This is a genomic window from uncultured Pontibacter sp., assembly GCF_947499215.1.
Lineage (GTDB): Bacteria > Bacteroidota > Bacteroidia > Cytophagales > Hymenobacteraceae > Pontibacter.
The window spans coordinates 1,278,354-1,303,916 of the sequence record NZ_CANMNI010000001.1; the positions used below are offsets into that span (position 1 = coordinate 1,278,354).

General features: G+C 50.6%; 24 protein-coding genes. 12 read left to right on the top strand and 12 right to left on the bottom strand.

Features of this window, described 5'->3' with window-relative positions; genetic code table 11:
- Positions 1 to 2 precede the first annotated feature (2 nt).
- Entirely contained in the window at positions 3 to 482 is a 480-nt protein-coding gene (locus Q1A04_RS05575; protein ID WP_299702341.1) for a hypothetical protein, read from the top strand.
- A 74-nt stretch (positions 483 to 556) separates the two neighbouring features.
- On the opposite strand, the gene surE is transcribed toward Q1A04_RS05575, so the two are convergent.
- Complete coding sequence (gene surE / locus Q1A04_RS05580; protein WP_299702342.1) at positions 557 to 1,330, bottom strand: 5'/3'-nucleotidase SurE; 774 nt, start codon at positions 1,328 to 1,330, stop codon at positions 557 to 559.
- Between the two features lie 120 nt (positions 1,331 to 1,450).
- Here surE and Q1A04_RS05585 point away from each other — a divergent pair, with 120 nt between their 5' ends.
- From Q1A04_RS05585 to Q1A04_RS05600, 4 genes are all read left to right on the top strand, one after another.
- A complete protein-coding gene (locus Q1A04_RS05585) occupies positions 1,451 to 2,086 on the top strand; it encodes a mechanosensitive ion channel protein MscS (protein WP_299702345.1) in 636 nt (211 codons plus the stop codon).
- Between the two features lie 40 nt (positions 2,087 to 2,126).
- A complete protein-coding gene (locus Q1A04_RS05590; RefSeq protein ID WP_299702347.1) occupies positions 2,127 to 2,573 on the top strand; it encodes a DoxX family protein in 447 nt (148 codons plus the stop codon).
- Positions 2,574 to 2,657: 84 nt separating this feature from the next.
- Positions 2,658 to 4,409 (top strand): M14 family zinc carboxypeptidase, encoded by a 1,752-nt coding sequence (locus tag Q1A04_RS05595; RefSeq protein WP_299702349.1) that lies wholly within the window; start codon positions 2,658 to 2,660, stop codon positions 4,407 to 4,409.
- A 134-nt stretch (positions 4,410 to 4,543) separates the two neighbouring features.
- The gene (locus Q1A04_RS05600) at positions 4,544 to 6,025 is read left to right on the top strand and encodes a PQQ-dependent sugar dehydrogenase (protein WP_299702352.1); all 1,482 of its coding nucleotides are present in this window, start codon (positions 4,544 to 4,546) and stop codon (positions 6,023 to 6,025) included.
- Positions 6,026 to 6,196: 171 nt separating this feature from the next.
- Here Q1A04_RS05600 and Q1A04_RS05605 read toward each other — a convergent pair whose 3' ends face one another.
- Complete coding sequence (locus Q1A04_RS05605) at positions 6,197 to 7,396, bottom strand: dipeptidase (RefSeq protein ID WP_299702355.1); 1,200 nt, start codon at positions 7,394 to 7,396, stop codon at positions 6,197 to 6,199.
- Between the two features lie 104 nt (positions 7,397 to 7,500).
- Positions 7,501 to 8,094: a DUF3267 domain-containing protein gene (locus tag Q1A04_RS05610; RefSeq protein WP_299702358.1), complete on the bottom strand. Its 594-nt coding sequence runs from the start codon at positions 8,092 to 8,094 to the stop codon at positions 7,501 to 7,503.
- Between the two features lie 83 nt (positions 8,095 to 8,177).
- On the opposite strand from Q1A04_RS05610, the gene Q1A04_RS05615 reads away from it, so the two are divergent.
- From Q1A04_RS05615 to Q1A04_RS05625, 3 genes are all read left to right on the top strand, one after another.
- The gene (locus Q1A04_RS05615) at positions 8,178 to 8,930 is read left to right on the top strand and encodes a DUF2490 domain-containing protein (RefSeq protein WP_299702361.1); all 753 of its coding nucleotides are present in this window, start codon (positions 8,178 to 8,180) and stop codon (positions 8,928 to 8,930) included.
- 147 nt (positions 8,931 to 9,077) lie between these two features.
- On the top strand, positions 9,078 to 9,974 hold the full coding sequence (locus Q1A04_RS05620; RefSeq protein ID WP_299702364.1) for an ABC transporter ATP-binding protein: 897 nt from the start codon (positions 9,078 to 9,080) through the stop codon (positions 9,972 to 9,974).
- A gap of 1 nt (position 9,975) precedes the next feature.
- A complete protein-coding gene (locus tag Q1A04_RS05625; protein ID WP_299702367.1) occupies positions 9,976 to 10,746 on the top strand; it encodes an ABC transporter permease in 771 nt (256 codons plus the stop codon).
- A 29-nt stretch (positions 10,747 to 10,775) separates the two neighbouring features.
- On the opposite strand, the gene Q1A04_RS05630 is transcribed toward Q1A04_RS05625, so the two are convergent.
- From Q1A04_RS05630 to Q1A04_RS05645, 4 genes are all read right to left on the bottom strand, one after another.
- Positions 10,776 to 11,378, bottom strand: coding sequence for a hypothetical protein (locus Q1A04_RS05630; protein WP_299702369.1), 603 nt, complete (start codon positions 11,376 to 11,378; stop codon positions 10,776 to 10,778).
- Positions 11,379 to 11,659: 281 nt separating this feature from the next.
- On the bottom strand, positions 11,660 to 12,901 hold the full coding sequence (locus tag Q1A04_RS05635) for a bifunctional 3,4-dihydroxy-2-butanone-4-phosphate synthase/GTP cyclohydrolase II (RefSeq protein WP_299702371.1): 1,242 nt from the start codon (positions 12,899 to 12,901) through the stop codon (positions 11,660 to 11,662).
- A 150-nt stretch (positions 12,902 to 13,051) separates the two neighbouring features.
- The gene (gene dnaG, locus Q1A04_RS05640) at positions 13,052 to 14,980 is read right to left on the bottom strand and encodes a DNA primase (protein ID WP_299702373.1); all 1,929 of its coding nucleotides are present in this window, start codon (positions 14,978 to 14,980) and stop codon (positions 13,052 to 13,054) included.
- 245 nt (positions 14,981 to 15,225) lie between these two features.
- A complete protein-coding gene (locus Q1A04_RS05645) occupies positions 15,226 to 15,762 on the bottom strand; it encodes a transposase (RefSeq protein WP_299702374.1) in 537 nt (178 codons plus the stop codon).
- A gap of 333 nt (positions 15,763 to 16,095) precedes the next feature.
- Between Q1A04_RS05645 and Q1A04_RS05650 the strand changes: the two genes are divergently transcribed.
- The 4 genes from Q1A04_RS05650 (at position 16,096) to Q1A04_RS05665 (ending at position 19,401) form a co-directional block, all read left to right on the top strand.
- Positions 16,096 to 17,199, top strand: a complete 1,104-nt coding sequence (locus Q1A04_RS05650) for an Mrp/NBP35 family ATP-binding protein (protein WP_299702376.1) — start codon at positions 16,096 to 16,098, stop codon at positions 17,197 to 17,199.
- 5 nt (positions 17,200 to 17,204) lie between these two features.
- Positions 17,205 to 17,471, top strand: coding sequence for a NifU family protein (locus Q1A04_RS05655; RefSeq protein ID WP_299702378.1), 267 nt, complete (start codon positions 17,205 to 17,207; stop codon positions 17,469 to 17,471).
- Between the two features lie 122 nt (positions 17,472 to 17,593).
- Positions 17,594 to 18,865 (top strand): fumarylacetoacetase, encoded by a 1,272-nt coding sequence (gene fahA / locus Q1A04_RS05660; protein ID WP_299702380.1) that lies wholly within the window; start codon positions 17,594 to 17,596, stop codon positions 18,863 to 18,865.
- A gap of 257 nt (positions 18,866 to 19,122) precedes the next feature.
- Positions 19,123 to 19,401 carry an endonuclease domain-containing protein gene (locus Q1A04_RS05665; protein ID WP_299703638.1) on the top strand — a complete coding sequence of 93 codons (279 nt, stop codon included), beginning with the start codon at positions 19,123 to 19,125 and terminating at the stop codon, positions 19,399 to 19,401.
- A 148-nt stretch (positions 19,402 to 19,549) separates the two neighbouring features.
- On the opposite strand, the gene Q1A04_RS05670 is transcribed toward Q1A04_RS05665, so the two are convergent.
- The 5 genes from Q1A04_RS05670 to Q1A04_RS05690 all read right to left on the bottom strand — a co-directional run bounded on the left by Q1A04_RS05670 (position 19,550) and on the right by Q1A04_RS05690 (position 25,551).
- Positions 19,550 to 21,478 carry a nucleoside-diphosphate sugar epimerase/dehydratase gene (locus Q1A04_RS05670; protein ID WP_299702382.1) on the bottom strand — a complete coding sequence of 643 codons (1,929 nt, stop codon included), beginning with the start codon at positions 21,476 to 21,478 and terminating at the stop codon, positions 19,550 to 19,552.
- Positions 21,479 to 21,711: 233 nt separating this feature from the next.
- The gene (locus Q1A04_RS05675; protein ID WP_299702384.1) at positions 21,712 to 22,839 is read right to left on the bottom strand and encodes an aminotransferase class I/II-fold pyridoxal phosphate-dependent enzyme; all 1,128 of its coding nucleotides are present in this window, start codon (positions 22,837 to 22,839) and stop codon (positions 21,712 to 21,714) included.
- A complete protein-coding gene (locus Q1A04_RS05680; RefSeq protein WP_299702386.1) occupies positions 22,836 to 23,441 on the bottom strand; it encodes an acetyltransferase in 606 nt (201 codons plus the stop codon). The genes Q1A04_RS05675 and Q1A04_RS05680 overlap by 4 nt, the downstream gene beginning before the upstream one ends.
- A 318-nt stretch (positions 23,442 to 23,759) precedes the next feature.
- Complete coding sequence (locus Q1A04_RS05685; protein ID WP_299702388.1) at positions 23,760 to 24,395, bottom strand: sugar transferase; 636 nt, start codon at positions 24,393 to 24,395, stop codon at positions 23,760 to 23,762.
- Entirely contained in the window at positions 24,382 to 25,551 is a 1,170-nt protein-coding gene (locus tag Q1A04_RS05690; protein ID WP_299702390.1) for a glycosyltransferase family 4 protein, read from the bottom strand. The genes Q1A04_RS05685 and Q1A04_RS05690 overlap by 14 nt, the downstream gene beginning before the upstream one ends.
- Between the last annotated feature and the right edge of the window lie 12 nt (positions 25,552 to 25,563).

Below are 25,563 nucleotides of genomic sequence, written 5' to 3' on the forward strand. Positions count from 1 at the left end.
ATATGAGTAAATCATTCCTCTTACTTCTGGCATTCCTCACCTGCGCTGCCGTTACAAGTATCGGGCAAGGTCGGGCATTGACTTTTCAGGAAGCTGAAAACCAAGGCGTACCTTTTCAGCATCTGGATAGTCTCTATAAAAGTGCAGTGCATACTGATGAACATTTAGCTGTTTTTAAGACAACAGAAGAACAGAAAAGCCTACAGGTAGCCTATGCGAAACTCCTCCAAGATTTAGGCAACTTTCTTCGGGAAAATGGTTTTAAGTGGGAAAAACAGATCCGAGGCGCTAATAGAATATACTTTAGACCTGACGGCAGCATCGATTATTTCCTGTTTCACTTCCCTGAAGGACAGCTTGCACCTGATAAAGAAAAAAAATTCAACCGTCTTCTGAGCTTATTTATTCAAGACTACAAATTTGAATTGACCGCGGGTGAGAAATTTGCGCAGTGCAGTGCAGTAAAATATTCAGATATTTAATGGTTTCTTAATACGAAAAGCGCGGCCTTTCCTTTGAAGGGCCGCGCTTTTGGTTCTATACTCATACCTATACCTTACATATCCCACTCATTCAGCGTCGACATGGCGTGGTAGGCAGTCATATCGTACTGGCAGGGCACCACGGATACGTAGTTATTCACCAGCGCCCACTCGTCGGTATCCTCGCCTTTGTCGTGGTTCACGAAGCTGCCTGTCATCCAGAAGTAGCGGCGGTTGCGTGGGTCAAGGCGCTCGTCAAACTCCTCCTGCCACTTGGCATGGGCCTGCCGGCATACTTTTATACCTTTTATCGGTTCTTCGCTCTTTTTAGGTAGATTCACATTCAGCGCCGTGTTCTCCGGGATACCATGCTCCAGTGCCTGCCGGATGATCAGTTCCACAAACTCCTCGGTATGTGAAAAATCCGCCTCGTGCCCGTAATCACACAGCGAAAAACCGATGGCTGGAAGGCCTTCGATGGCCGCCTCAATGGCAGCCGACATGGTGCCGGAATACAGCACGCTTATGCTGGAGTTGGAACCGTGGTTGATGCCACTCACCACCAAATCGGGACGGCGGTCTTTCAGCACATGGTGCTTGGCCAGTTTTACGCAGTCGGCCGGCGTGCCGGAGCATTCGTAAGCCTCTACGCCGAGGTCGTCGAAAGCGATGGAGCGGTCGAGCCGCAGGGTGTTGCCTATCGTAATCGCATGCCCCATACCAGACTGCGGGCCATCGGGTGCCACTACTACAACCTCCCCTATCTTTTGCGCCACTTTCACCAGCGTCCGGATGCCCGGTGCCGTGATGCCGTCGTCGTTCGAAACCAGTATCAATGGTTTAGCCATTTTATTATTTTAAGTTGATGTATGACAAAATAAACTAATTGCGTTTTCACGCTAATATACGACAACCCACGCTGCCACAACAAGGTTACAATGAATATAATGATTTCCTAATCTCACCTCATGCTTAAGAATTTACTTTACGCCATCCTGTTGGGGGTGGGCATGGCAGCTTGCCTTGCCGACCGCGACAACAGTGATGATGCTACCATCACAGACACGGATCCGGCTGTCGAAGGCGGACCGATGACCGAAACAGTTGAGCTTGAAACGCCTGAAGCAACGCCCGATCCTGCGGACCTTCTCATAAGCAAAGGCCGTGTAGGCAACATCCGAATTGGTATGCCTATAGAAGAGATGCGCAGCCAAGTGCCATCGGGCCAACAGATCAAAGACACCACACTGCAGCTCGAAGGCCAGCAGTACACCGCCTATGTGTTTAGCAGTCCGAACAGCCCCAGTGGCCTGCTGGTGGAACAGGTTTGCGAGCCCGACTGCCGGGTTTGGCGCATCAGCGTCAGTAGCAATGCGTACCAAACGGCACAAGGTATAGGAGTTGGATCAAAATACAGTGAAGTGGCACAGCATTATCCTATTTCTTATACCAGTCTGGGCGAGGCTGGTTTTGTGGCTGTAAGTGAAACAGCAGGTCTATCCTTTATACTGGGCTCCAGCCAGTTAGACAAAAACCAATTACACCGAATGAAACCTGATCAGGTACCTGCTAACACACTTGTACAAGGCATTTTAGTATATTAGATTTTTGTGATATTTCTGAGGATTGTGTATTATTGCTCTCATGGCACTACTCCGCACTCGTTACAGCTATAGAAACACTGGATTGCTGCTGCTCCGCATCGGCATTGGCATTATGTTTATCCTTCACGGTTGGCCCAAAATGATGGGTGGTCCGGAGCGTTGGGCCAAGGTGGGTGCCAACATGCAGCTGCTTGGGATCGACTTTATGCCGGAGTTCTGGGGTTTTATGGCCGCTTTCGCTGAAACGGTAGGTGGTACGCTTTTGGTACTAGGACTTTTCTTCCGCCCCACGCTTATCCTTTTAGTCATTACTATGCTGGTGGCCACATTGCGCCACATGAGCGCCGGCGATGGCTTTGGCGGCTACTCACATGCTTTGGAGGCTGCCATCCTCTTCTTTGCGCTCTACTTCATCGGTCCGGGCAAGTACAGCCTCGACAAGCAACTCTTCCCGACAAATAAAAATCGGAAGACGTTTATGGTGTAGTTTTAAGTTCTGACACCTTTCTAATTCCATTTCTGAGCATAATTGGTTAACATTGCTTTACAAGAACAATTGTAAACACAATCCATGCTAACCACTCTGCTCTTGGCCGCGCTGCTGGCTACCGGAACACCAGACAAAACTGACCTCAAAACGCCTTACGAGAAAGGCAACAAGAACCAGACCGCCACTTACGACGAAGCCATCGACTGGTACCGCAAACTCGACGCCGCTTACGACGAAGTGAAAATGGTGCCTTACGGCTATACCGACTCCGGCCGACTGCTGCATTTGGTCATCATTTCAACTGACATAGACTTCGATCCGCGCTCTATTAAACAGAAGGACAAGCGTGTGCTACTGATCCAGAACGGCATCCATCCGGGTGAGCCCGAAGGTATAGACGCCACCATGCTGCTCGCCCGCGACTACCTGCAGGATAAAAGCAAGCGCCAGCAACTCGACAATGTGGTGCTGACCATCATACCTGTCTACAATATCGGCGGGGCGCTAAATCGCAACAGCCATACCCGCACCAACCAGAACGGACCGGAGAGCTATGGCTTCCGGGGCAATGCCCGCAACCTCGATCTGAACCGCGACTACCTCAAGACCGATTCTAAAAACGCCCAGACCTTTCATCTCATCTACCGCGATTGGGATCCGGACGTATTCATGGACAACCATACCTCCAACGGCGCCGATTACCAGCACGTCATGACGCTGATCGCTACACAGCACAACAAACTAAACCCCACGCTGGCCGGCTACCTGCAGGGCAAAATGCTACCTGCGCTGTACGAGGGGATGAAGAAAGACAAATTTCCGATGGTGCCTTACATGAATACAATTGGCGAAACGCCGGAGAAAGGTATACTGGGTTTTATGGAGTCACCACGCTATGCCACTGGCTATACGGCGCTCTACAACACCATCGGGTTCGTACCAGAAACGCACATGCTCAAGCCTTTCGACCAGCGGGTGCAGTCGACTTACAAATTGATGGAGCATATGATCAGCACCGTGAGCCGCGACGCCAAAGAGATCGGTGAACTCCGTGCCAAAGCCAAGCAGGAGACGCTCACACAGAAAAATTTCGCGCTGGACTGGAAATTGGATACCACCAAAGTAAAGCAAATCCCATTCTTGGGATATGCCGCCAAGTATAAACCAAGCGAAGTGAGCGGACTTGAGCGCCTATACTACGACCGCAAAGCCCCCTACTCCACCAACATCAACTATTACAATACCTATACCCCGACCGTAACAGTAGAGAAGCCGGTAGCCTACATCATTCCGCAGGCATGGCGCGAGGTGATTGACCGCCTAAAGCTGAACAAAGTGGAGATGCGCCAGTTGAAGCGCGACACGACCCTCACTTTGGATACCTACTACATCTCCGACTACAAAACATCACCTCGCCCCTACGAAGGTCACTACCTGCACTACGGCACCCAAGTGGAGACCCGCACCATGCCGCGCCAGCTCCTGAAAGGCGACTATGTGGTATACCTGAATCAGGAATCGAACCGCTTTTTGGTGGAAGCCTTGGAGCCGCAGGCTGTGGACTCCTACTTCAACTGGAATTTCTTCGACGGCATCCTGATGCAGAAAGAGTACTTCTCGAGTTATGTATTTGAGGATTTGGCGGCGGATATTCTGAAGCAGAACCCGGACCTTCGCAAGCAGTTGGAAGCTCGCAAGAAAGAAGACCCGGAGTTTGCCAAGAACGCCCGCGCCCAGTTGGACTTTGTATATAGGAACTCTCCACATTATGAGCCTACCCACCAGATGTACCCGGTAGGCCGATTGATGCAGGATGTGAAACTGCCGTTGTAAAAACAGAATAGCGTTATAAAAGCGAAAGCCACCTTCATCGGGTGGCTTTCGCTTTTTAGGCATAATTAAGAACCCTATATTTGTATACACAAGCTTGCCAATTACGTAAAGCCGTTCGACTGAAACCCTAAAAAATGCGAAAAACCTCATACCTCTTCCCACTGCTGGGTCTCGCCCTGATCAGCTTTGACAGCTGCACGGGTTCCAACACAAGTACCAGTACAACCGAAACCAACGCCAACACCGTAGCCGAAACCTCTGCCAAAGAAATGGCCTTGACTGAGGCACAGCTCGAAAAAGCCCGCACCAGTTACGCCAGCTACTGCTCTGGCTGCCATGGCGAACAGATGGAGGCTTTCACCGACCGCAAATGGAAGCACGGCAACTCCGCTGAAAACCTTTTCGCGGCCATCAAGCATGGCTACCCCGACGAAGGCATGCCCGCCTTTGAGCAGACTTTCACGGACGACGAGATTACCGGATTGGTGGCTTACATACAGGAAGGTATACAGAATGTGAAGCAATACGACTTCAGTGAAGAAACCGCTGCCACCGAAGTTTATACCTCCGAAGCGCTTAGCTACCGCCTCGACACCGTGGCAACAGGTTTGGAGATTCCGTGGGGAATGGCTTTCCTGCCAAACGGTGACATGCTGATCACAGACCGTAACGGGGCCTTCTACCGTTTGCCAAAAGGGAACCGCCAACTGCAGAAGATTGCCGGTGCTCCCGAAGTACTGGCACAGGGTCAAGGTGGTTTGCTGGATGTGGAGTTGCATCCGGATTTTGCAAAGAACAATACCATCTTCCTCTCCTACTCTGCTGTCAAGCAGGAAGGTGACCAGACGCTTTCGACTACCGCTGTGATGCGAGCCAAACTGGAGGGCAATAAACTAACAGGTCAGAAGGTGATTTTCGAGGCGCAACCATGGGCCAGAACCCGCCACCACTACGGTTCTCGACTGGAGTTTGGACGTGACGGCATGTTATATGTTACGGTTGGTGACCGCGGCCAGCACCATGAAAACGCCCAAACCATCGAGCGTGCACCGGGCAAGGTACACCGCATTAAAGACGACGGTACTATACCTGCCGATAACCCATACGTGAATGAGAAAAATGCCATTGCCTCCATCTGGACCATCGGCAACCGCAACATCCAAGGCATGGTGATACACCCGCAGACAGGCGCTATCTGGACCAACGAGCACGGTCCTCGTGGTGGCGATGAAGTGAACATCGCCGAGAAGGGCAAGAACTACGGCTGGCCTGTTATCTCTTACGGCATCAACTATAATGGCACCGTGCTGACTGAACTGACCAAGAAAGAAGGTATGGAGCAGCCGCTTTGGTACTGGGTACCTTCGATCGGACCATCGGGCATGGCCTTCGTGACGGGCAACCGCTACAAAGGCTGGGAAGGTGACCTGCTGGTAGGCTCCCTCCGCTTCCAGTTCCTGAGCAAGCTCAAAATGGATGGCAACAAGATTGTGAGCGAAGAGAAATTACTCAAAAACATCGGTCGTCTTCGTGACGTGAAGATGGGTCCGGACGGGTATATCTATGTGGCGGTGGAGAGCCCGGGTACGATTTATAGGGTGGTGCCGGTGGAGTAAGGATAGTTCTCCACTACACTGAACCCACCCCTAACCCCTCCCAAGAGGGGAATATCTCCTATATAATAATTCACCTCCTCAGAGGGGCAGGGTGGTTTTACCAGATAAAGCAAAAAGGTCAGGCTCCAACAAAAGAGCCTGACCTTTTCACTTATACCTATACCTGCCTTTCTAGCCTCCCACATTCGCCCTTAGCACGCGCAGGAAGTTCTCGCCCAATATCTTTTTGATATCCTCCTCGCTATACCCTCTGGCTAGCAACTCACGGGTAATGACTGGCATATCGGCGACGCTGTCGAGCTGCTGGGGCGTGGAGCTGATGCCGTCGAAGTCGGAGCCGAGGCCTACGTAGTCGACGCCTACCAGTTTAACGATGTGGTCAAGATGGTCGAGTAGCAGGGAGAGTGGTGGCCGCAATTGGGAGGCTTCCTCCGGATAGTGCTCCATCGCCCAGTCATAGATCTGGATGGAGTTTTTCCCCTCCTTGCGTAGGGAGTCAACTTCAGTCTGGTGCTTCGTCCGGAAAGCATTCATGCGTTTGTCGTAGTCTGGGTCCAGAAAACCGGAGAAGAAGTTAAGATGAATGACACCGCCGTTTTTGGCAATGGCTTGTATTTGATCGTCCTTCAGATTTCGAAAATGCGGATTGAATTGATGTACGCAGCTGTGCGAGATCAGTACCGGCTTAGTGGTAGTGGCCATCGCATCCCAGAAAGTGCGCTCGCCTACATGGCTCAGGTCAACCAACATACCTAACTCGTTCATTTTACGAACTACCTGCTTGCCAAACCTTGTCAAACCCAATTTGCGGTTCTTGGGCAGCTTTCCACTGGTTTCGTCCATAGCCGAAGTGGCCCATGGGGTGGAGTTGTTCCAAGTCAGGGTCATGTAGATAGTGCCGCGTTTGTGCAGTTCCTCCAGATACTTCAGGTTGCTTTCCATCATGTGGCCGCCCTCTACTCCGATCATGGTGGCCAGTTTATTCTGTTCCACCGCCTGCCTGATGTCCTCAGGCGTTCTGGCGATCATCATTTTATCCGGATTGCGCTCTACAATGGAGTAAAGTGAGTCGATCTGGCGATTGGCATACTTAAACCCCTTGCCTTTTCCATACGTCTCGTCGCTCCACACCGAGAAAATCTGCACATCTACTCCACCCTCTTTAAAGCGGGCCAAGTCGGAGTGTGTTTTACCGCGCAGATCGTCCTCGAGCCGCAGACCTTCAAGTACTGAAATGAGCACATCATTATGCGTATCCACTACAATAGCCTGCTCGTGCAGTTCCCTGTAATCTTGCGCCGAAGCGGTGAAACTGCCTAAAAAAATCGCAGCGACCGCCAAGCCGCTGACCAATCGTTTTTTCTGAATCATAGTTTATACCTGTTTTGCCGGCAGTCCAGCAGGTTGTCCACCTACTTTCCTGATGCTATACCTGTTCAAGATAGCCAAAAGCACGGACAATACCTACCTTGGTGCTATACCTTAGGGGTGAATACAAAGCAGCCTATTTTGTCCGGGTGATCCTGCACCAGATCCGATGCATGCTGCTGGCGAAGCATCCATAGGATGAGCAAATCGCCTGCAGCGGCCATGCTAAAGAAAAGACCGAAGAGAAAAAGCAGGAAGTGCCCCATAGCTATACCTGCCAGCGCTGGCAGCAGCCCCATCACCAAGCCCGGCATCATCCCGCCAATGACATACTGCTTAAGCGGCAACACCTCTTTGCAGTGGCAATAGGGCGTCAGCATTTTCCAGTATACCCCATACTTAATCGATTTGAGTCCGTTTTTGCAGAAAATCGCCCACGTGAGGCCGTGCAGCAGTTCGTGCACTATGGCTCCCAACACGAAAACCACCAGCATCAGCATAGGCGAGATCAGTAGCAGGTCGCGGTGCACGCGTACGAGCTCTCCCAGATTTTGAGAAAAGAACTGTTCAGGCCAAACCAGCAGATAGGCCACGCCATAAATCAGCAGAATCGGCACGATGAATACCAGCGCCCGGACATTGGCCTCGGCGGCTGTCATGCTAAGTTCTATCTGCTCGTATTTTTCTTTTTCTACTTTCATGTGAAGTTTAATACTCCTAACTACTAAAAAATAGGCAAATATTCAAGTTGATTTTCAGTCTTTTGGGGCTGACCTTTGCCTTTATGAATAGCAAAAGCATACTCTTCAAACTCGTGATGTGCCTAGGTCTGCTCGCATGGCTAAACTCTTCGGCCCAAGCGCAGAGCGAGCGCACCAAAGACTTTAACAACAACGGCTGGTACATGTACTTCGGCGACCACAAGCTCAGCAACAAGTGGGGACTGCATACGGAGGTGCAATGGCGCCGCCACAATATACTCAAAGACCCGCAGCAGTTGCTTATCCGCACCGGTATGAACTACGACCTCACCCCCTCCGCCATGTTCACGCTGGGCTATGGCTACATCGAGACGCACCCCTATGGCGACTACCCTGCACCCGGCACCTTTCCAGAGCACCGCATCTACCAGCAGCTGCAGCTCAAGAACAGCGTGGCCCGGGTTGGGCTGATGCACCGTTACCGCCTCGAGCAGCGCTGGGTCAGACCGGCTGGTGCCGAGAGCTCCACCTACCTGAACCGAGCCCGCTACATGCTCAAGGCCACCCTTCCGCTTATCGGAAGCACCATCGATGCCGGGGAGCCTTTTCTGGCTGCGTATGATGAGATTTTCGTGGGATTCGGAAACAACATACAGCGCAACATATTTGACCAGAACCGCGCCTATGCGGCCCTCGGCTATAAAATAAGTGACGCCGCTACACTCGAGCTAGGCTATCTGAACCAGATCGTGCAGAAAGCCAATGGGGTAGTATTCGAGCACAACCACACCCTGCAGGTGAGTTTGTTCTATAACCTGAATTTCAGCCAGCAGTAGCCCCCCACATCAGTACGATTTTTCCGGCAGCTAAAATCGACTCACTCCTACTATCAGCACCCGGGCAGGCATCCCCACCTGCCCGGGTGCTTTTTTATGCTTGACCAGTATCTGAAAACAGGTATATTTGTCTAAACCACCCAAGTTATGGCAACAGTCTTATACCTTGATGAACTTTCTAAAAAATACGGGAGCCTGCAGGCCGTAGATCGGCTAAGCCTGCAAGTGGAGGCGGGCAGTATCTACGGTTTGCTCGGACCGAACGGCAGCGGCAAAACCACCACACTGGGCATGGTGCTTGATGTGGTGCGGCCCAGCGGGGGAAGTTTTTTATGGTTCGGTCACTCCATCAGCAGGGAAAGCAAACAGCGGGTGGGCGCTCTGCTCGAAACGCCCAACTTCTACCCTTACCTCACGGCCAAACGCAACCTCGAGGTGGTGGCCGACACTAAGCAGGCGGATCATAAGCAGATCAACAAAATGCTCGACATGGTGGGCCTTGGCACGCGTAGCCACACCACCTTTAAGGGATTCTCACTGGGTATGAAGCAACGGTTGGCCTTGGCCGCCGCCATGCTCAACGACCCGGAGGTGCTTGTGCTCGATGAGCCGACCAACGGACTCGATCCACAAGGTATAGCCGAGGTGCGTGACCTCATCATGCGCATCGCCGCACAGGGCAAGACCATTATTCTGGCCAGCCACCTGCTCGACGAGGTGGAGAAGGTATGCAGCCATGTGGCCGTGCTACAGGCAGGCAAGCTGAAGGCGAACGGACCGGTTGGCAATATCCTGTCGGCGCACGATCAACTCATTATTAGCGCTGAAGAACTGGCCCCTGTGCTGCAACTCTTGGAGCGACTTCCTTATATCATGCAGTTCGCGCAGGAAAAGGATTACATCATACTCACTCTAGACCAAGGCTACAGCAGTACCGACCTCAACCGCGATATGTTTGCACAGGGCATCGTGCTGTCTCAACTGCTCGTGCGCCGCAAGAGTCTGGAGGCGCAGTTCCTAGAGATCACCCAAAAAGAAGCTTAACATGAACCTGCTACGAACCGAATTCAGGAAAATACTTCCCTACCGTACCTTCTGGGTGATACTGGGCATTTATGTGCTGCTACTTTTACTTGTCCTCTATGTCAGCCGTAACGTTACCATCAGCGGGCAGTCTCTGGGCAACTCGCTCTATGAGTTCCCGGGGCTTTGGGGTCGTTTTACGTACATCGCCTATTTCTTCAACCTGCTACTGGGTATACTAGTCATTGTGCTTGTCACAGACGAGTACAGCTTCCGGACTATAAGGCAGCAGGTGATTGACGGACGCTCCCGTGCGGAGGTGGTATTAGCGAAATTTTACGTGGTGCTGGGGCTGTCCGTATTCAGTACGGTCTTCCTGTTGGTGCTAGGGCTTTTTTTTGGCTTATTTTTCAGCTCTAGCAAGAGTTTCAGTGCCGTGCTGGGGCAGATAGACCATCTCTCTTACTTTTTTGTGCAGTCCGTGGGGTATATGGCGCTGGCCATGTTCTTTGCATTCCTGATTCGGAAAAGCGGTTTGGCCATCATCGCCTTTCTGGCTTGGTCCAAGATTGTGGAGCCAATCCTACACCTACAGCTAGACGACAGCATAGACAAGTATATGCCGATGAAGGTATTCAGCAGCCTCACCCCCACACCGGGGCAGGAGATTATTGATCAGCTAACAACACCTACCATGGCGCTGACGCCAGCATGGGCCGTACTGCCTGCTTTAGGGTATATTGCACTGCTCTTATTGGGAGCCATCCTGCTCGTACGTTTTAAGGATCTTTAGTCGTCCACGAGGCAAAGGTTTATAAAATTTTATAGGGAGTTGTAGTAGTCTACAATTGATATAATGTGTTTCGGGTCATTAAAATCCAGTTTGTTCGCCCTCACATATTGCTTTACTTGACCTGACAGATTACCAAACATACGGAGGAGGTCCCTTTTCCTGTTGCGGATCGGCAAAATGTTATCATCGGGCAGCATAACAAAATAGTCTTCCTGAAGCTCCTCTGCCATACTTATAATATGCGGGTAAGCATAGCGGCGCGGGGAATCCTCAGTCGTCTTTTCCGCCCGAGCAGGGGTAACATCTGTGTAGCGCTTCATCAGTACCATCTTGCCGTTGCATAATTGCTCAAAAAAGACTGGTTTCTTGAAATCGTCATGCTGCCTGCCTTGGTCCCAATACAGTGTCCGAAATACCTGTTTCTTTCCCCTATACACTCCATTCACTTCGAAGTAATCTACATTAACCGGTGAAAAAGAGCTGATCTTGCCACTATCAGAAGCAATCTGAACGACATCTTTGGTGGGATAGTACACTAAAGCTCCTGTCAAGCTATCACCGGTAGAAAGGACTATCTTACCATAGAGCCAACCCTCCGTGTCAAATCCATCCCGATACTGGCCTTCTGCCATTTTAGGCCAACTCCCTACTGCCAGCCATACCACCAAAACTATATACTTAGAATTGAATTTTATCATACGCACCACATAAAGAACATCATTACCCAATATCATCACCAACCATACAAGTATTTGTTTTACAAAGCCTTACAACTTATTAACGAAAGCTTATGACAATAGTATGTAAAGGAAGTGTTAAAAAAAATATTGGATTAAAAACAAAAAAGCCCATACCTAAATGGCACGGGCTTTGCTGCAGAAAACCAGCTATTGCTTAGCTGGTTCTACTATATTTAACGGATAACCGGGTTCTTCATGATTTCATGGCCGAGTTTGTCACGTTTCGTGGTCAGGTAGCTTTGATTGTGGGGGTTAGGGGCTATTTCGATCGGCACATTCTCCACTACTTCCAGTCCGTAACCAATCAGGCCGGTGCGCTTTTTCGGGTTGTTTGAGATCAGGCGCATTTTGGTAACGCCAAGGTCTCGTAGAATCTGGGCACCTACTCCGTAGTCACGATCATCCATCCCGAATCCCAGTTCCAAGTTAGCCTCCACGGTGTCGCGGCCCTGCTCCTGCAGTTTATATGCCTTGAGCTTGTTGAGCAGCCCAATACCTCGGCCCTCTTGGTTCATGTATACCACAACGCCTTTGCCTTCGCGCTCAATCATGCGCATCGCCTCATGCAGTTGCGGACCACAGTCGCAACGGCAGGACCCGAAGATATCGCCTGTCACGCAAGAGGAGTGCACACGCACCAATACCGGCTCATCTTCTGTCCATGTGCCTTTTACGAGTGCCAAGTGCTTAGCACCGTTGCTGCGCTGAGTAAAGGCGTACAGGTCGAAGTCACCGAAATCAGTAGGCAATTCCACGGCGATCTCACGCTCGATCAGACTTTCCTTTTGTAGGCGGTAGGCAATCAGGTCTTTAATGGACACCAGTTTCAGGTTGAAACGCTCCGCCACCTTCACTAGGTCTGGGAGGCGGGCCATGGTACCGTCTTCGTTCATGATCTCGATCAGCACACCAGCTGGGGCCAGCCCTGCCAGTTGCGCCAAGTCCACGGCCGCCTCCGTGTGGCCGGCGCGGCGCAGTACGCCTTCTTTCTTCGCCTTGAGTGGAAAAATGTGCCCTGGCTTGCCAAGCGAGTGCGGGTCGGTGGTCGGGTCAACAAGCGCCTGTATGGTTTTAGCCCGGTCAGATGCCGATATACCAGTGGTACAGCCATGGCCGATCAGGTCAACTGACACTGTAAATGGGGTGGCGTGCAGCGCGGTGTTGCGTCCAACCATCAGCTCAAGGCCCAGTTCGTCGCAACGTTCTTCGGTAAGCGGACAGCAGATAAGTCCCCGGCCGTGCGTGGCCATAAAGTTGACGATTTCAGGGGTTACTTTCTCTGCAGCACAGATAAAATCACCCTCATTTTCGCGATCATCGTCATCCACCACAATAATGATCTTACCTTGGCGGATGTCCTCGATCGCGTCTTCTATTGAATCGAGCTTGATCGGCTCTGTTGAATTAGTTTCCATGTGTTACTTCATATACCTGCCTGTCACTAAGTGCAAGCAGCGTGATTGTCTATACTATGAAATGCGCTGCAAAGGTAAAAAGTTTATATCGCATTGCATCCTTATTTCATAACACAATCTGAGGGGCTTTGGTTGAAAACTATCTCAAGCTTACTTATTCACCACAATCCCCAATAGGTCGCCGATCTGTTTTTCGAAGGACTTGAGGCTGAAGATGACTTGGAGGACACGGTCCTGCTCGGTTGGGTCGGTCACAAGGCGGAGCTTTTCCATCTCCACTTTCATAAGCAGCTGCACATTGCGCCACTTCAAACGCAACACGGCCCGTTCGGCACCATAAGGCAGCAGGTCTGACTCGTGGGGCACGTATATCTGGTGGGTTTCCCAGTTCTGGCTGAGTTCGTATGGGTCTGAGAGTAGGTTGGTTGCCTCTGTGCGAATCTCTTGATCAGGATAGTTAATAAAATCCTCCGCAGTAGGTATAATGCCTTGGCTTAGCTTTTCCTTTACCAGTTCTACCAGTTGTGCATAAAGCGGCGTGCGGAACTCCACATCCTCCAGCTGCTCCAGCATGTACTGACAAGTGTTTTGCCCGTCTACCAGAATACGGTCGGGGTAGTTGAGCAGCATGCGCACAATCTCGCGCTCATAGCGCTTTAGGCCATCGGCTTCAGTGGCTGGTTTGGCAGCCGCTTCCTCCTGCTCGTAGTATTCGGCCTCTGCAAAATCTGCCGCACTCCCTGATCGCTGCTGCTGTTGCTGCTGGCGCTCCTGCAGATGCATCTTGTTATACTCCGAAATGAGCAACTGCTCATCTATGTCGAAGATAAGACTGCAACTGCGGAAGAATACCGTCCGTTTGATCGGGTCCGGAATTTTGGAGATGGAGGTCACAATCTCGCGTATGGCCTCTGCCTTTTTTACCGGACTGCCTTTCGACTCCTCGGCATAAAGGCTGGTTTTAAAGGAGATAAAGTCCTGCGAATGCTCCTGAACATAAGCTTTGAACTTCTCATCGCCTACTTTATGGATGTAAGAATCTGGGTCCTCCCCTGTCGGGAATGTCACCACGTTCACATTCAGCCCGTTCTCTAGGATCAGGTCTATACCTCGCAAAGAGGCTTTTATACCTGCCGCATCCCCATCGTAGAGGACCGTGATGTTCTGGGTATAGCGGGCGATGAGTTTGATCTGCCCTTCGGTGAGCGAGGTACCCGAGGAGGCCACCACGTTCTCGATGCCGCCTTGATGCAGTGACAGCACATCGAGGTAGCCCTCCACCATGTAGCACATGTCCTGCATGCGGATCGCCTGCCGGGCTTGGTACATGCCATAGAGCACATTACTCTTGTGGTAAATCTCCGACTCCGGCGAGTTCAGGTATTTCGGGCTCTTCTTGTCGTTCGACTTGAGGGTACGCGCTCCAAAGCCAATCACGCGGCCCGAGATGTTGTGGATCGGGAACATCACGCGACCACGGAAACGGTCATACTTCTTGCCGTCCTCCTTCACAATGGTCAGACCGGTCGCCTCGAGGTACTTCTGCTTATACCCTGCCTTTAGGGCCTCATCAGTCAGGTCAGACCAAGCATCCAAGCTATACCCCAGCTCAAATTTTTTAATGGTGTTGCCACTCAGCCCGCGCTCCTTCAGGTAGGATTGCCCTATACCTCCCTGTTCGTGCTGCTGCAGAATGTGCTGGTAGTGCTTATTGGCAAAGTCAGAAACGATGTAGAGACTGTCGCGCTCACTCTGCTCCTTGGCGTACTCCGGGCTAGGCTGGTCCTCTGGCACCTCGATGCCATACTTCTTGGCTAAATACTTGAGCGCCTCCGGAAAGCTGGTCCCCTCCACGTCCATGATGAACTGCACCGAATTTCCCGCCTTGCCGCAGCCAAAACATTTGTAAATGCCCTTGGCCGGGGATACTGAAAAGGATGGTGACTTTTCGTGATGGAAGGGACAGTTCGCCCACATGTTCTGTCCCTTTTTCTTGAGCGACACAAAGTCCCCCACCACCTCCACAATGTCGGCTTGGGCTAAAATCTGGTCAACTACTTCTTTTGGGATCAGGGACATGGGTACGCTGCTTGAGGGGTTACAAATATAAGAGTTGCAGGTGTAAGGGTGTGCTGGTAGTGGACTTTTATTTTGTCTGAATCTCCACATAGGGACCCTACCCCAAGGATTTTCAGGATTAGAAAAGATACACTGGATTTTTGCAGATGCCGGGATACGCACATACCGCGAGCACTTTCTTTGAGTCCCCTACCCCAAGACAGGGGAAGGAGTTCTGGAAAAATCAGAGCTTGGCAAGGCTATGTCTATTGATAAAACACATCCTCTGCCCACCTTTCCGGATTAGTTAGGATATAATCTCTAATCTGGTAATAAGCCTTATCAGTGCGAATGATATGATCATGAAAAGAGCGTTGCCATGCAAAATCATCTAATCCTGCAGTGCGAATAAGTTTAGATGTTGAGGTTTTATAAACACCTATCAGTTCTGACAGCGGTTTAACTTTTGGATTTGGAAAGGCAACTGCATTTGTTTCATCGGTCTGTCGCCGCGCGGACAGGTCGCGACCTGTCCCTACAGAGTCTCTGTCGATTTCGATAATGGCGTGCACATGATTGGGCATCACTACGTAGGCCTGTAAAATAACATAAGAATACCGTTCTTCCAACAAGCGCCACTGCTGTTCAGCTATGTACCCGTATTCATTTAACTGCATTTCCCCATCTATTACTTCCCCGAAACAACATACCTTGTCTTTTACACATGAAGTCACAAAATATAAAGCATCACGGCTGTAATCATATCCGTTTAATCTGTTTTGTTTTCGATCAGGGCGATTCATAAAACCAGTATACGGCGGCAGCCCAAATTAATTTCCGTAGGGACAGGTCGCGACCTGTCCAATCGTGCACAGACAATCATTCCCAGTCCAATTGTGCACATACAATCGTTTATGGATAACCTTTCCCTCACATTTTATAAAAATTGCGTTGCATCTGCTATTGCAGCAGGATCTGCCGCTCCCATTTCACTGTGCATCTATCGCACGGACAGGTCGGGACCTGTCCCTACAGAGGAATTACAGCATGCACCCAACATAATCCCTTCCTCCCAAATCATGTTTAAAGTTTTTTTGTTTGTATCTTTGTAAGGCTTTACAAAAGCAATTTATACTATGGCAATTACAAAAGAAGATATACTCAAAGCCCTCAGCTATGTCGAGGAACCGGACCTTGGCAAGGACTTGGTGACCCTTAACATGATCGAGGATGTGCAGGTGGATGGCAAGAATGTGAGTTTTACCGTTATCCTGACTACACCAGCCTGCCCGCTCAAGGACCTCATCCGAAACGCTTGCATCCGCGCCATTCATACCATGGTGGACAAAGAGGCGGAAGTAACCGTGAACATGACTTCCCGCGTGACCTCTGGCCGCGCCGGAAACAGCGAAGTGCTCACAGGTGTTAAAAACATCATCGCCATTGCCTCTGGCAAGGGTGGTGTTGGCAAATCTACTGTCACTAGCAACTTGGCTATTGCATTGGCACAGTCCGGTGCCCGCGTAGGCTTGATCGACGCCGATATTTTCGGACCGTCTATACCTACCATGTTTGGTGTAGAAGACCAACGCCCGAGCATGGTGCAGGGCGACCACGGCAAGAACTACATTATTCCAGTAGAAAAGTATGGCGTAAAGCTCATGTCGATCGGCTTCCTGACACCGCCCGACCATGCTGTGATCTGGAGAGGGCCGATGGCCAGCTCCGCGCTGAAGCAGTTTATTTCGGACGTAGAATGGGGCGAGCTTGACTACCTCTTGCTCGATCTTCCTCCGGGAACCTCTGACATTCACCTGACGATGGTGCAGGTACTGCCGGTAACAGGCGCTGTGATCGTCACGACACCACAGAAAGTAGCCATTGCCGATGCGCAAAAAGGGCTGCAGATGTTCCGCCAACCACAGATTAACGTACCGGTACTGGGTGTGGTGGAGAACATGGCCTACTTCACGCCAGCTGAACTGCCTGAGAACAAGTATTATATTTTCGGACAAGAAGGCGGCCAGAATCTTGCCAAAAAGTTTGATGTGCCGGTATTGGGACAGGTTCCGCTGGTGCAGAGCATCCGCGAGAGCGGTGATGAAGGAACTCCTGTTGCTTTACAGAACGATTCTCCGGCTTCAGGTGTTTTCAGAGAGTTGGCCCAAGCTGTAGCCCAGCAGGTGTCTGTTCGTAACGCGACATTGGCCAAAACACAGATTGTAGAAATTAAAAGCTAAGACAAATGGCAGCCATTAACGTTGACAACGATTTTTTACTTCGCATCGAAAGCGCACTCGATCAGATCAGGCCATACCTTGAGGCTGACGGTGGCAACGTAAAAGTGCTCGAAGTAACAGACGATATGACCCTCAAACTTGAGTTGCTGGGTGCCTGTGGCTCCTGCCCCATGTCTACCATGACGCTTAAGGCCGGAGTCGAACAGTCTGTCCTCAAAGCTGTGCCTGAGATCAGAGCTGTGGAAGCCGTGAATGTAACGCCAATAGCATAAGCGAAAGGCTATACCTTATCATATTTTGAAAAGCAGGTGCTGAGCAGTCAGCACCTGCTTTTTTGTTTCCCGTAGTCCTCAAAATCCATATCTTTGTCTAACAACCCAGAATTTCTTGCACTATGATAAAAGCTAACGACCCTTCTTTGCATTCATGGATAGAGATAGCGCCAGACAGCGACTTCCCAATACAGAACCTTCCTTTTGGTATTTTTGAGACTGCCACCAAAGATCCGCGTGTGGGAGTGGCGATCGGCGATTATGTGCTGGACCTGTGCTCTGTGGCGCAGCATAGTCTGTTTGAGCTACTAGACATTGACCCGACGGTTTTTCACCGCCCTTACCTCAACGATTTTATTGCTTTGGGCAAGCCGACTTGGCGCGCCGTACGCAACCGTGTTTCGGAACTGCTCCGCAACGATAACGACGAGATTAGCGGCAACAGCAGGCTCATGAACGAGTGCCTCATCAAGCGCAGCGACGTGCGTATGCTGATGCCGGTAAAAGTGGGTAACTATACCGATTTTTATTCCAGCATTGAGCATGCCACCAATGTGGGCACTATGTTCCGTGATCCGAAGAACGCCCTGCTGCCCAACTGGAAACACATCCCGATCGGCTATCATGGACGTGCCTCTTCTATCATCGTATCCGACACGGATATTCGTCGCCCCAACGGCCAGACCAAAACACCTGATGCGGATGCCCCTAGTTTCGGGCCTTCCCGTCTGCTCGACTTTGAGCTGGAAGTAGCCTTCATCACCGGCCGCGAAACGAAACTCGGTGACATGATCAGCCCCGATGAGGCCGATGATTATATATTCGGACTCGTGCTGTTCAACGACTGGTCAGCCCGTGACATGCAGACGTGGGAATACGTACCATTAGGGCCATTCTTGGCAAAGAGCTTCGCCTCTTCTATCTCGCCTTGGGTAGTTACGCTAGATGCGCTCGAGCCATTCCGCGTGAAAGGTCCAGTGCAGGATCCGAAGCCATTGCCATACCTTGAGTTCCACGGCGAACGCAATTACGATATCAACTTGGAAGTGCTCCTACAACCTGAAGACGGTGAAGAGAACCGCATTTGTCACTCCAACTTCAAGTACATGTACTGGAACATGAACCAACAACTTGCCCACCAGAGCAGCAACGGCTGCAACATACAGGTAGGTGACATGTATGCCTCTGGCACCATCAGCGGTCAATACAAAAACTCCTACGGCTCCATGCTCGAGCTAACATGGCGCGGCACCCAACCCCTCCAACTCTCCGACGGCACCGAGCGCAAATTCATCAATGATTATGATACCGTGATTATGCGCGGGCATGCCGAGAAGAATGGGGTTAGGATTGGCTTTGGGGAAGTGAAGGCGAAGGTGCTGCCGGCGTTGTAACCTCCCCCCAACCCCCTCCTAAAAACAGGAGGGGGAGTTCCTAACTTTATATAGGGCTTATTTTTTGGTTGTCGGCTGTAGGGTATAGCTTGCATTTTATCCGGGAACCATTCCCCTCCTTGGAGGGGTTAGGGGTGGGTTAATCACTCCCAAATGAAACGCAACATCATCCCCTACAAGCCATACCTACCTACAAGCCATACCTAAAAGAACTGGCGAAGAAACTACGTCAAGATAGCACACTATCAGAAGTACTGCTGTGGAAAGAATTGAAGAGCAGGAAATTTCTAGGCTTAGATTTCGACCGGCAAAAGCCACTTGACAACTTCATTGTTGATTTTTACTGTAAAGCTCTGATGCTTGCTATTGAGGTTGATGGTGACAGCCATGATTATGCTTATGAAATTGATAGAGCTCGACAGGAAAGACTAAAAAGTTTGGGCGTTCGATTTCTGCGCTTTGATGACACAGAGGTAAAGCGTAATATCTCAAATGTGCTTCGTGAGATTGAAGCTTGGGTATTGGAGAACAGCTAGGACATGGGACCCACCCCTAGCCCCTCCAAGGAGGGGAATTTTTTCACCGATATAACTATCTGCTAAAGTAAGATTGGACTAGACTCTAACAAAATCCAAAAAAGGCTCAGATTATCTCTGAGCCTTTTACTATTAAGCGTTAGCAGGTTTACTGCACCATAGAATCCAATTCTTCAAACCTTGAGTTTTTGCTTTTAAACTCGGGTACGATCACTTTCATCTTCTTCACAACATCTGTTTCGTCGCCTTCTTTATTCAGTGCGATCAATTCGCTGATGCTGGCGTCTACTTTATTGTAGGTGTACTCCCGCACTTTTGATATTTTGATTTTGTCGTGATGGGTCGGAATTGTCAGTTCTTCATGGTTCAGGAGCTCTTCGTAGAGTTTCTCTCCCGGACGGAGACCGGAGAACACGATCTCGATATCGTTCGAGGTAAGGCCGGCCAGCTTGATCATCTTGCGAGCCAGATCCACGATCTTAACAGGCTGCCCCATATCGAACACGAAGATCTCACCGCCTTTGCCCATCGTGCCGGCTTCAAGCACCAGCTGTACCGCCTCCGGTATAGTCATGAAGTAGCGGGTAATGTCAGGGTGCGTTACCGTGATCGGCCCACCTTTTTCGATTTGAGAGCGGAAACGTGGAATCACGGAGCCATTAGAGCCCAACACATTGCCGAAGCGTGTCGTGATAAAACGCGTCTGCTGCAGCGCTGTACCCTTCACATCATCCTGCATGGCAGGCTGGCTAATGTTGTTGAGCGATTGAATATAGATCTCGGCAATGCGCTTAGATGCCCCCATGATGTTGGTAGGATTCACTGCCTTGTCCGTCGAGATCATCACAAACTTCTCCACGTCAAAGGTCATGGAAAGGTCCGCCAGATTCTTAGTACCCATTACGTTGGTGAGGATCGCCTCCGATGGATTGTTTTCCATCATCGGCACATGCTTGTAAGCGGCGGCATGGTACACCATCTGCGGGTTGTACTCTTTGAACAGCGCATACATGCGGTTGAAGTTTTGGATATCCGCAATGCACAGTTTCAGGCAGGCTTCTGGGTATGCTTCTTCCATTTCGAGTTGCAGATCATGCAGCGGGGACTCGGCCTGATCGCAGATAATCACCATCTCCGGTTTGTAAGAGAGTACTTGACGCACAATCTCAGATCCGATAGAACCGGCACCACCCGTAATCAGGATACGCTTCCCTGCAAGGTCTGCTGATACCTTGTCATTCTCAATCACAATTTGCGGACGCTGCAGCAGGTCCTCAATGCGTAGGTCCTGAATCTGGCTCATGCGGAGATGGCCTGACATCCACTGTTCGGTAGGCGGTACAGTCACCACCTTTATACCCAGTTCGACGCACTTCTCAATAGCGGTTTTTCGGGCCTCTGACTTGAGGTCCTCACTTAAGATTACCAGCTTATGGATGTGAAGTTTCTGCTGTAGTTTCTCGATGTCTTTTATGTGGTATACCCGCTTCTGCTGAATGTGCTTGTCTACCTTATTCGGGTTGTCATCCACAAAGCCAGCAATAGAGAAACGGCCGGCATTGCTCACTTCTAGGGCCTGCTTTACGAGAATAGCAAAGCTATCGGCCCCGTAGATCAGCACGGTTTCTTTATCGCCACTGGTACCTCGCTTTATGAAGTAGAATAGCGCTTTGGCGCCTATACGCATCATGATGAGAATAGAAGAGCTAATAAAGAAATTGACCAGCAACACCACATAGATGTTGACAGAATCGATGTTAAGCTCTGGGGAAATCCAGAAACCGATAATAGCTGCGTAACTTAAGCTCGCGACCAGTACGGCTGTGAAGATGCGGTAGATATCGTCTGTGCTTGAATAGCGGATAAGACCGGTATGAATGCGCATAAAATAAAACACGCTCACCGACACCACAAAGTAAATACCTACATAAACAAAGAAGTGTCCGCGCAGAATGGTTTCAAAATCGAACTGGCGGATGATGAAGAATGACAAGGCAAAAGACCACGTCGTGATGACTTGGTCTATTATCAAGATGATCCATTTCGGTAAAGCCTTGTTCTGTAAAAATGTTTTCATATAACTGATTAGGGGTCAGATAGCGAAGTTTTTTACCTTACGGCCCTTTCAAAGAATCCGTTTTAGTCTAACTAATTAATGCTAATATCCAGCAAAACCCGCTCACACGCAATGTTAGCAAATACCTCACGTGCCGAACATTTTACCCAGCACTTAAGAACGTTTACTAAATAAAATAGTTCACTGACTAATCTAAAAGGCATTTTTAGCGTCCAAAGATACGCATAAATATCTTAAAAGCAGCATTTTACACAAGCAGCCACCCGTCTTCTTTCCTCATCGGTCATGTTGGAGCCTGAAGGCAGGCAGAGGCCTTTCTCGAATAGGCGCTCACTAGTGCCGTCTCCGTAGTAGGGAGCCTCCGCGAATACGGGTTGCAGATGCATTGGTTTCCAGAGCGGGCGCGACTCGATGTTTTCCTTTTCCAGCGCCAGTCGGATGTCCTCGCGGCTCACCCCCGCCGTGTCGTCGATTAGCACCGTGCTCAGCCAGCGGTTAGAAATGAAGTCAGCACTAGGCTCGTCTGGGAATTGAATGGCCGGTATGTCGGCGAAGGCCTCCTTGTAGAAGGCGTAGTTGGCCCGGCGCTGGCGCACGCGCTCGGCGAGCACCTGCATCTGCCCGCGGCCGATGGCGGCGCACACGTTGCTCATGCGGTAGTTGTAGCCGATCTGCGAGTGCTGGTAGTGGGGGGCCGCGTCGCGGGCCTGCGTGGCCAGAAAGCGGGCCTGCTTGATATACTCCTCGTTGGTGGACACCAGCGCGCCCCCGCCCGAGGTGGTGATGATCTTGTTGCCGTTGAAGGAGAGGATGCTCATCGCCCCGAAGGTGCCCAGCCTGCGGCCCCTGTAGGAGGAGCCCAGCGCCTCGGCCGCATCCTCCACCACCGGAATGGCATAGCGGTCGGCGACCGCCATGATGCGGTCCATCTCGGCCGGCATGCCGTAGAGGTGCACCACGATGATGGCCTTCGGTTTCCTGCCCTTTGCTATGCGGTCCTGTATGGCGGCCTCGAGCAGGTCGGGTGACATGTTCCAAGTGCGGTCCTCGCTGTCCACAAACACCGGCACGGCGCCTTGGTAGGCGATCGGGTTGGCTGAGGCCGAAAAGGTCATGGATTGGCAGATCACCTCGTCGCCAGCCTTCACGCCCAGCATGATGAGCGCCAGATGCAGGGCGGCCGTGCCCGAGCTCAGGGCGGCCACGTGCACGCCCTCCCCGAGGAAGTCGGCCAGATCGTGCTCAAAGCCGTCCACGTGCGGACCGAGCGGTGCGATCCAGTTCGTGTCGAAGGCCTCTTTGATGTTATTAAACTCGGCCGTCCCCATGTGGGGCGACGAGAGCCAGATTTTTGTTTTCATATCTTATTTTGGTCGTCTTTTATGATTCGGGCCGGATTACCCACAGCCGTCACCCCATCGGGTATGTCGCGTATCACTACCGTGCCGGCTCCTATTTTGCACCACTTACCTATTTTCAAATTTGGAATAACCACAGCGCCAGCCCCTATGTGCGTTCCCTCCCCTACTTGCACATTTCCGCTGAGCACAGCCCCGGGCGAAATATGCGCAAAATCTCCCACTATACAATCGTGGTCAATACTGGCTCCTGTGTTAACGATGGCATGCCGCCCAATATTGGCACTGGCTTGGATAATTGCCCCTTGCATTACCACTGTGCCTTCAGCTATAGAAGCTGAGGGAGAAATGATCGCACTGGGATGGATCCCTGTGCCGTACGTAAGCTGTAGTTGATGGGTTATTCGGCGGCGAATGGCATTATCACCGATGCTAATGATTAAAGGTTCGCTTAGCTTCTGCCCTTTAAAAGGTCCTTTAGCAGGTATACCACTCACCTCTTTTATAGCAGGGTTATCGTCGAATACACCGCTCACCGCCACACCCGCCGCTTGCAGGATGTCGATGATCACTTTGGCATGTCCGCTCGCGCCGTATAGGTGCATGATTGGTTTTTAGGGCTAGGGTGTAGGTACAAAAATAGGAGGAATTTTGGAAAATTCCCTGTCTTCTTTTTAGCCTTATGCTTTTCCAAGGGCTTCAACGCTCTTCTCTAGAATTCCAACCACCCCTAGCCCCTCCTTGTCTAAGGCGGGGGATTTTTCTTACTCCTATCTGTTTTCTCGGCAATAGCTGAGGTAATTTAGATATGAACAACCACCAGAAACTATAAAACTAGTGCATTGCTTTGGCAAAAGCAGGTTCCCCGCCTTAGACAAGGCGGGGCTAGGGGTGGTTGGATACGCCTAGCTCATGACTCATAGTTACTTAGATGCTTCATGCTGTGGATGAGGTGTCCCCTTAAACCTATCCATCGTCACAGAACCCTCCGCGCTAATACCTTCCGATTTAAAAACTTTCAAAATCGTAAGAAAAATGATCTTCACATCCAGCAAAAAGGAGATGTTGTCCACATACCACACATCATACTGAAACTTCTGCTCCCAGCTGATGGCGTTGCGGCCGTTGACTTGGGCCCAGCCGGTAATGCCGGGACGTACTTCGTGGCGGCGGCGCTGTACCTCATTGTAGAGTGGTAGATACTCCACCAGCAGAGGGCGAGGTCCGATCAGTGACATATCTCCTTTTATTACGTTGAGCAGCTGCGGAACTTCGTCCAAGGAAGTTTTGCGGACAAAAGCGCCTATTGGCGTCAGGCGCTCTGCGTCGGAGAGCAGTTCTCCGTTTACATCGCGCTTATCGTTCATTGTTTTGTATTTGATCACCTTAAAGATATGACCATGCTTACCGGGACGTGGCTGCAGAAAGAAGGGCTTGCCATTGTTGGCAATAGCCAGCAGTAGCGTTACGACCAAGAAAACCGGCAGCAACACGATAAAGGCACTTAGGCTAAGCACAAAATCGATCAGGCGTTTGAAAAAACGGCTATATAAGGTCATGTTGCTTTAAGTGGTCTCTGTATTCCTGTAATAAAAGTTCCCAGAAATGAGTTTGTTCGTAGCGATCTACAATCATGCGCCTCGCTTGGGACTGCATGTAGGCAAAGCTTTCCTGATCTGTGACAAAGGACCGCATCGCTTTATGAAGTGCTTTCATGGATTTCGGTGGCACAATAAGGCCGTTCTCACCATGTTTGATGATCTCGTTGCAGCCATTAATATCTGTCACAATACTGGGCAAATGGAAACAGCCTGCCTGCATTGGCACATTGGGAAAGCCTTCGCGGTATGAAGGGAAGGCTAAGGCGTTGCTAATGGCGAGGTATGGGCGCACATCATGCTGAAATCCTACTGAAAGAATTGAAGTATTATGCTCGATCTCCTGCAGAATGGCATTATCAATAGGATCCAAGTCCTGCTCAAATGGCCCGACTAGCAGAAGTTTCACCTGCGGCTGTTCTGATTGCAATTTCTTAAAAGCAGTAACCAGTTCCTGTATGCCCTTGTCTTTCACTAAGCGTCCAATAAAGACAAAAACAAAATTAGCAGGTGCTATACCTAACTGCGACTTCAACTCCTGTAGCTCAGCTTCGTCTAACTGTTCTCTACTAAAAAAAGAGGCATTGATGCCATTACTGCTGCCATTGCCGATCACCTTTACCTTATCGGGTCCGCAAAACCTGCTCTTAAGTATAAAATTTTTCAGCACAGTGGAGTTAGGGTATACCTTAGTGGCGCAGGAATAGGTTAGCTTTTCCACCGATTCCAGCACTTGGCGCGTCTTCCCCTGTGTTTCCATGAGTGGTAAACCCGCCACGGTATGCAAACGAACTGGTACACCCGCCAGTTTAGCGCCTAGCATCCCAATGATGCCAGCCTTTGGTGTATGGGAATGAACGATAGCCGGTTTATGCTTTTTGCAAAGTCTATAGAATTGCCACAATGCCTTTAGGTCCTGCACCGGCGTAATCTTGCGGGTCATCCCGATCTCGATGAGCGGTGACTCCTGCTCTTCCACTACCGCTTTCGACTCTGGACCGGTAGCCGATACCATCACCGGTTCAAAACCCTTTGAGCGCATATAAGGCAGCTGGCCTGTGATGAGCTTTTGCAGGGAGAGTGGTACCGTGGTGATGCGGATGAGAACTGGGGGCATTCGATTTAAATT

Coding starts and splice junctions, on each gene's coding strand:
- Q1A04_RS05655 (WP_299702378.1), top strand. CDS start 17,205: ATGGCAGCCATTAACGTTGACAACGATTTTTTACTTCGCATCGAAAGC.
- Q1A04_RS05595 (WP_299702349.1), top strand. CDS start 2,658: ATGCTAACCACTCTGCTCTTGGCCGCGCTGCTGGCTACCGGAACACCA.
- Q1A04_RS05690 (WP_299702390.1), bottom strand. CDS start 25,551: ATGCCCCCAGTTCTCATCCGCATCACCACGGTACCACTCTCCCTGCAA.
- Q1A04_RS05635 (WP_299702371.1), bottom strand. CDS start 12,901: ATGGAAACTAATTCAACAGAGCCGATCAAGCTCGATTCAATAGAAGAC.
- Q1A04_RS05650 (WP_299702376.1), top strand. CDS start 16,096: ATGGCAATTACAAAAGAAGATATACTCAAAGCCCTCAGCTATGTCGAG.
- Q1A04_RS05680 (WP_299702386.1), bottom strand. CDS start 23,441: ATGCACCTATACGGCGCGAGCGGACATGCCAAAGTGATCATCGACATC.
- Q1A04_RS05610 (WP_299702358.1), bottom strand. CDS start 8,094: ATGAAAGTAGAAAAAGAAAAATACGAGCAGATAGAACTTAGCATGACA.
- fahA (WP_299702380.1), top strand. CDS start 17,594: ATGATAAAAGCTAACGACCCTTCTTTGCATTCATGGATAGAGATAGCG.
- Q1A04_RS05670 (WP_299702382.1), bottom strand. CDS start 21,478: ATGAAAACATTTTTACAGAACAAGGCTTTACCGAAATGGATCATCTTG.
- Q1A04_RS05675 (WP_299702384.1), bottom strand. CDS start 22,839: ATGAAAACAAAAATCTGGCTCTCGTCGCCCCACATGGGGACGGCCGAG.
- Q1A04_RS05625 (WP_299702367.1), top strand. CDS start 9,976: ATGAACCTGCTACGAACCGAATTCAGGAAAATACTTCCCTACCGTACC.
- Q1A04_RS05575 (WP_299702341.1), top strand. CDS start 3: ATGAGTAAATCATTCCTCTTACTTCTGGCATTCCTCACCTGCGCTGCC.
- Q1A04_RS05605 (WP_299702355.1), bottom strand. CDS start 7,396: ATGATTCAGAAAAAACGATTGGTCAGCGGCTTGGCGGTCGCTGCGATT.
- Q1A04_RS05615 (WP_299702361.1), top strand. CDS start 8,178: ATGAATAGCAAAAGCATACTCTTCAAACTCGTGATGTGCCTAGGTCTG.
- Q1A04_RS05590 (WP_299702347.1), top strand. CDS start 2,127: ATGGCACTACTCCGCACTCGTTACAGCTATAGAAACACTGGATTGCTG.
- surE (WP_299702342.1), bottom strand. CDS start 1,330: ATGGCTAAACCATTGATACTGGTTTCGAACGACGACGGCATCACGGCA.
- dnaG (WP_299702373.1), bottom strand. CDS start 14,980: ATGTCCCTGATCCCAAAAGAAGTAGTTGACCAGATTTTAGCCCAAGCC.
- Q1A04_RS05630 (WP_299702369.1), bottom strand. CDS start 11,378: ATGGCAGAAGGCCAGTATCGGGATGGATTTGACACGGAGGGTTGGCTC.
- Q1A04_RS05620 (WP_299702364.1), top strand. CDS start 9,078: ATGGCAACAGTCTTATACCTTGATGAACTTTCTAAAAAATACGGGAGC.
- Q1A04_RS05645 (WP_299702374.1), bottom strand. CDS start 15,762: ATGAATCGCCCTGATCGAAAACAAAACAGATTAAACGGATATGATTAC.
- Q1A04_RS05585 (WP_299702345.1), top strand. CDS start 1,451: ATGCTTAAGAATTTACTTTACGCCATCCTGTTGGGGGTGGGCATGGCA.
- Q1A04_RS05685 (WP_299702388.1), bottom strand. CDS start 24,395: ATGACCTTATATAGCCGTTTTTTCAAACGCCTGATCGATTTTGTGCTT.
- Q1A04_RS05600 (WP_299702352.1), top strand. CDS start 4,544: ATGCGAAAAACCTCATACCTCTTCCCACTGCTGGGTCTCGCCCTGATC.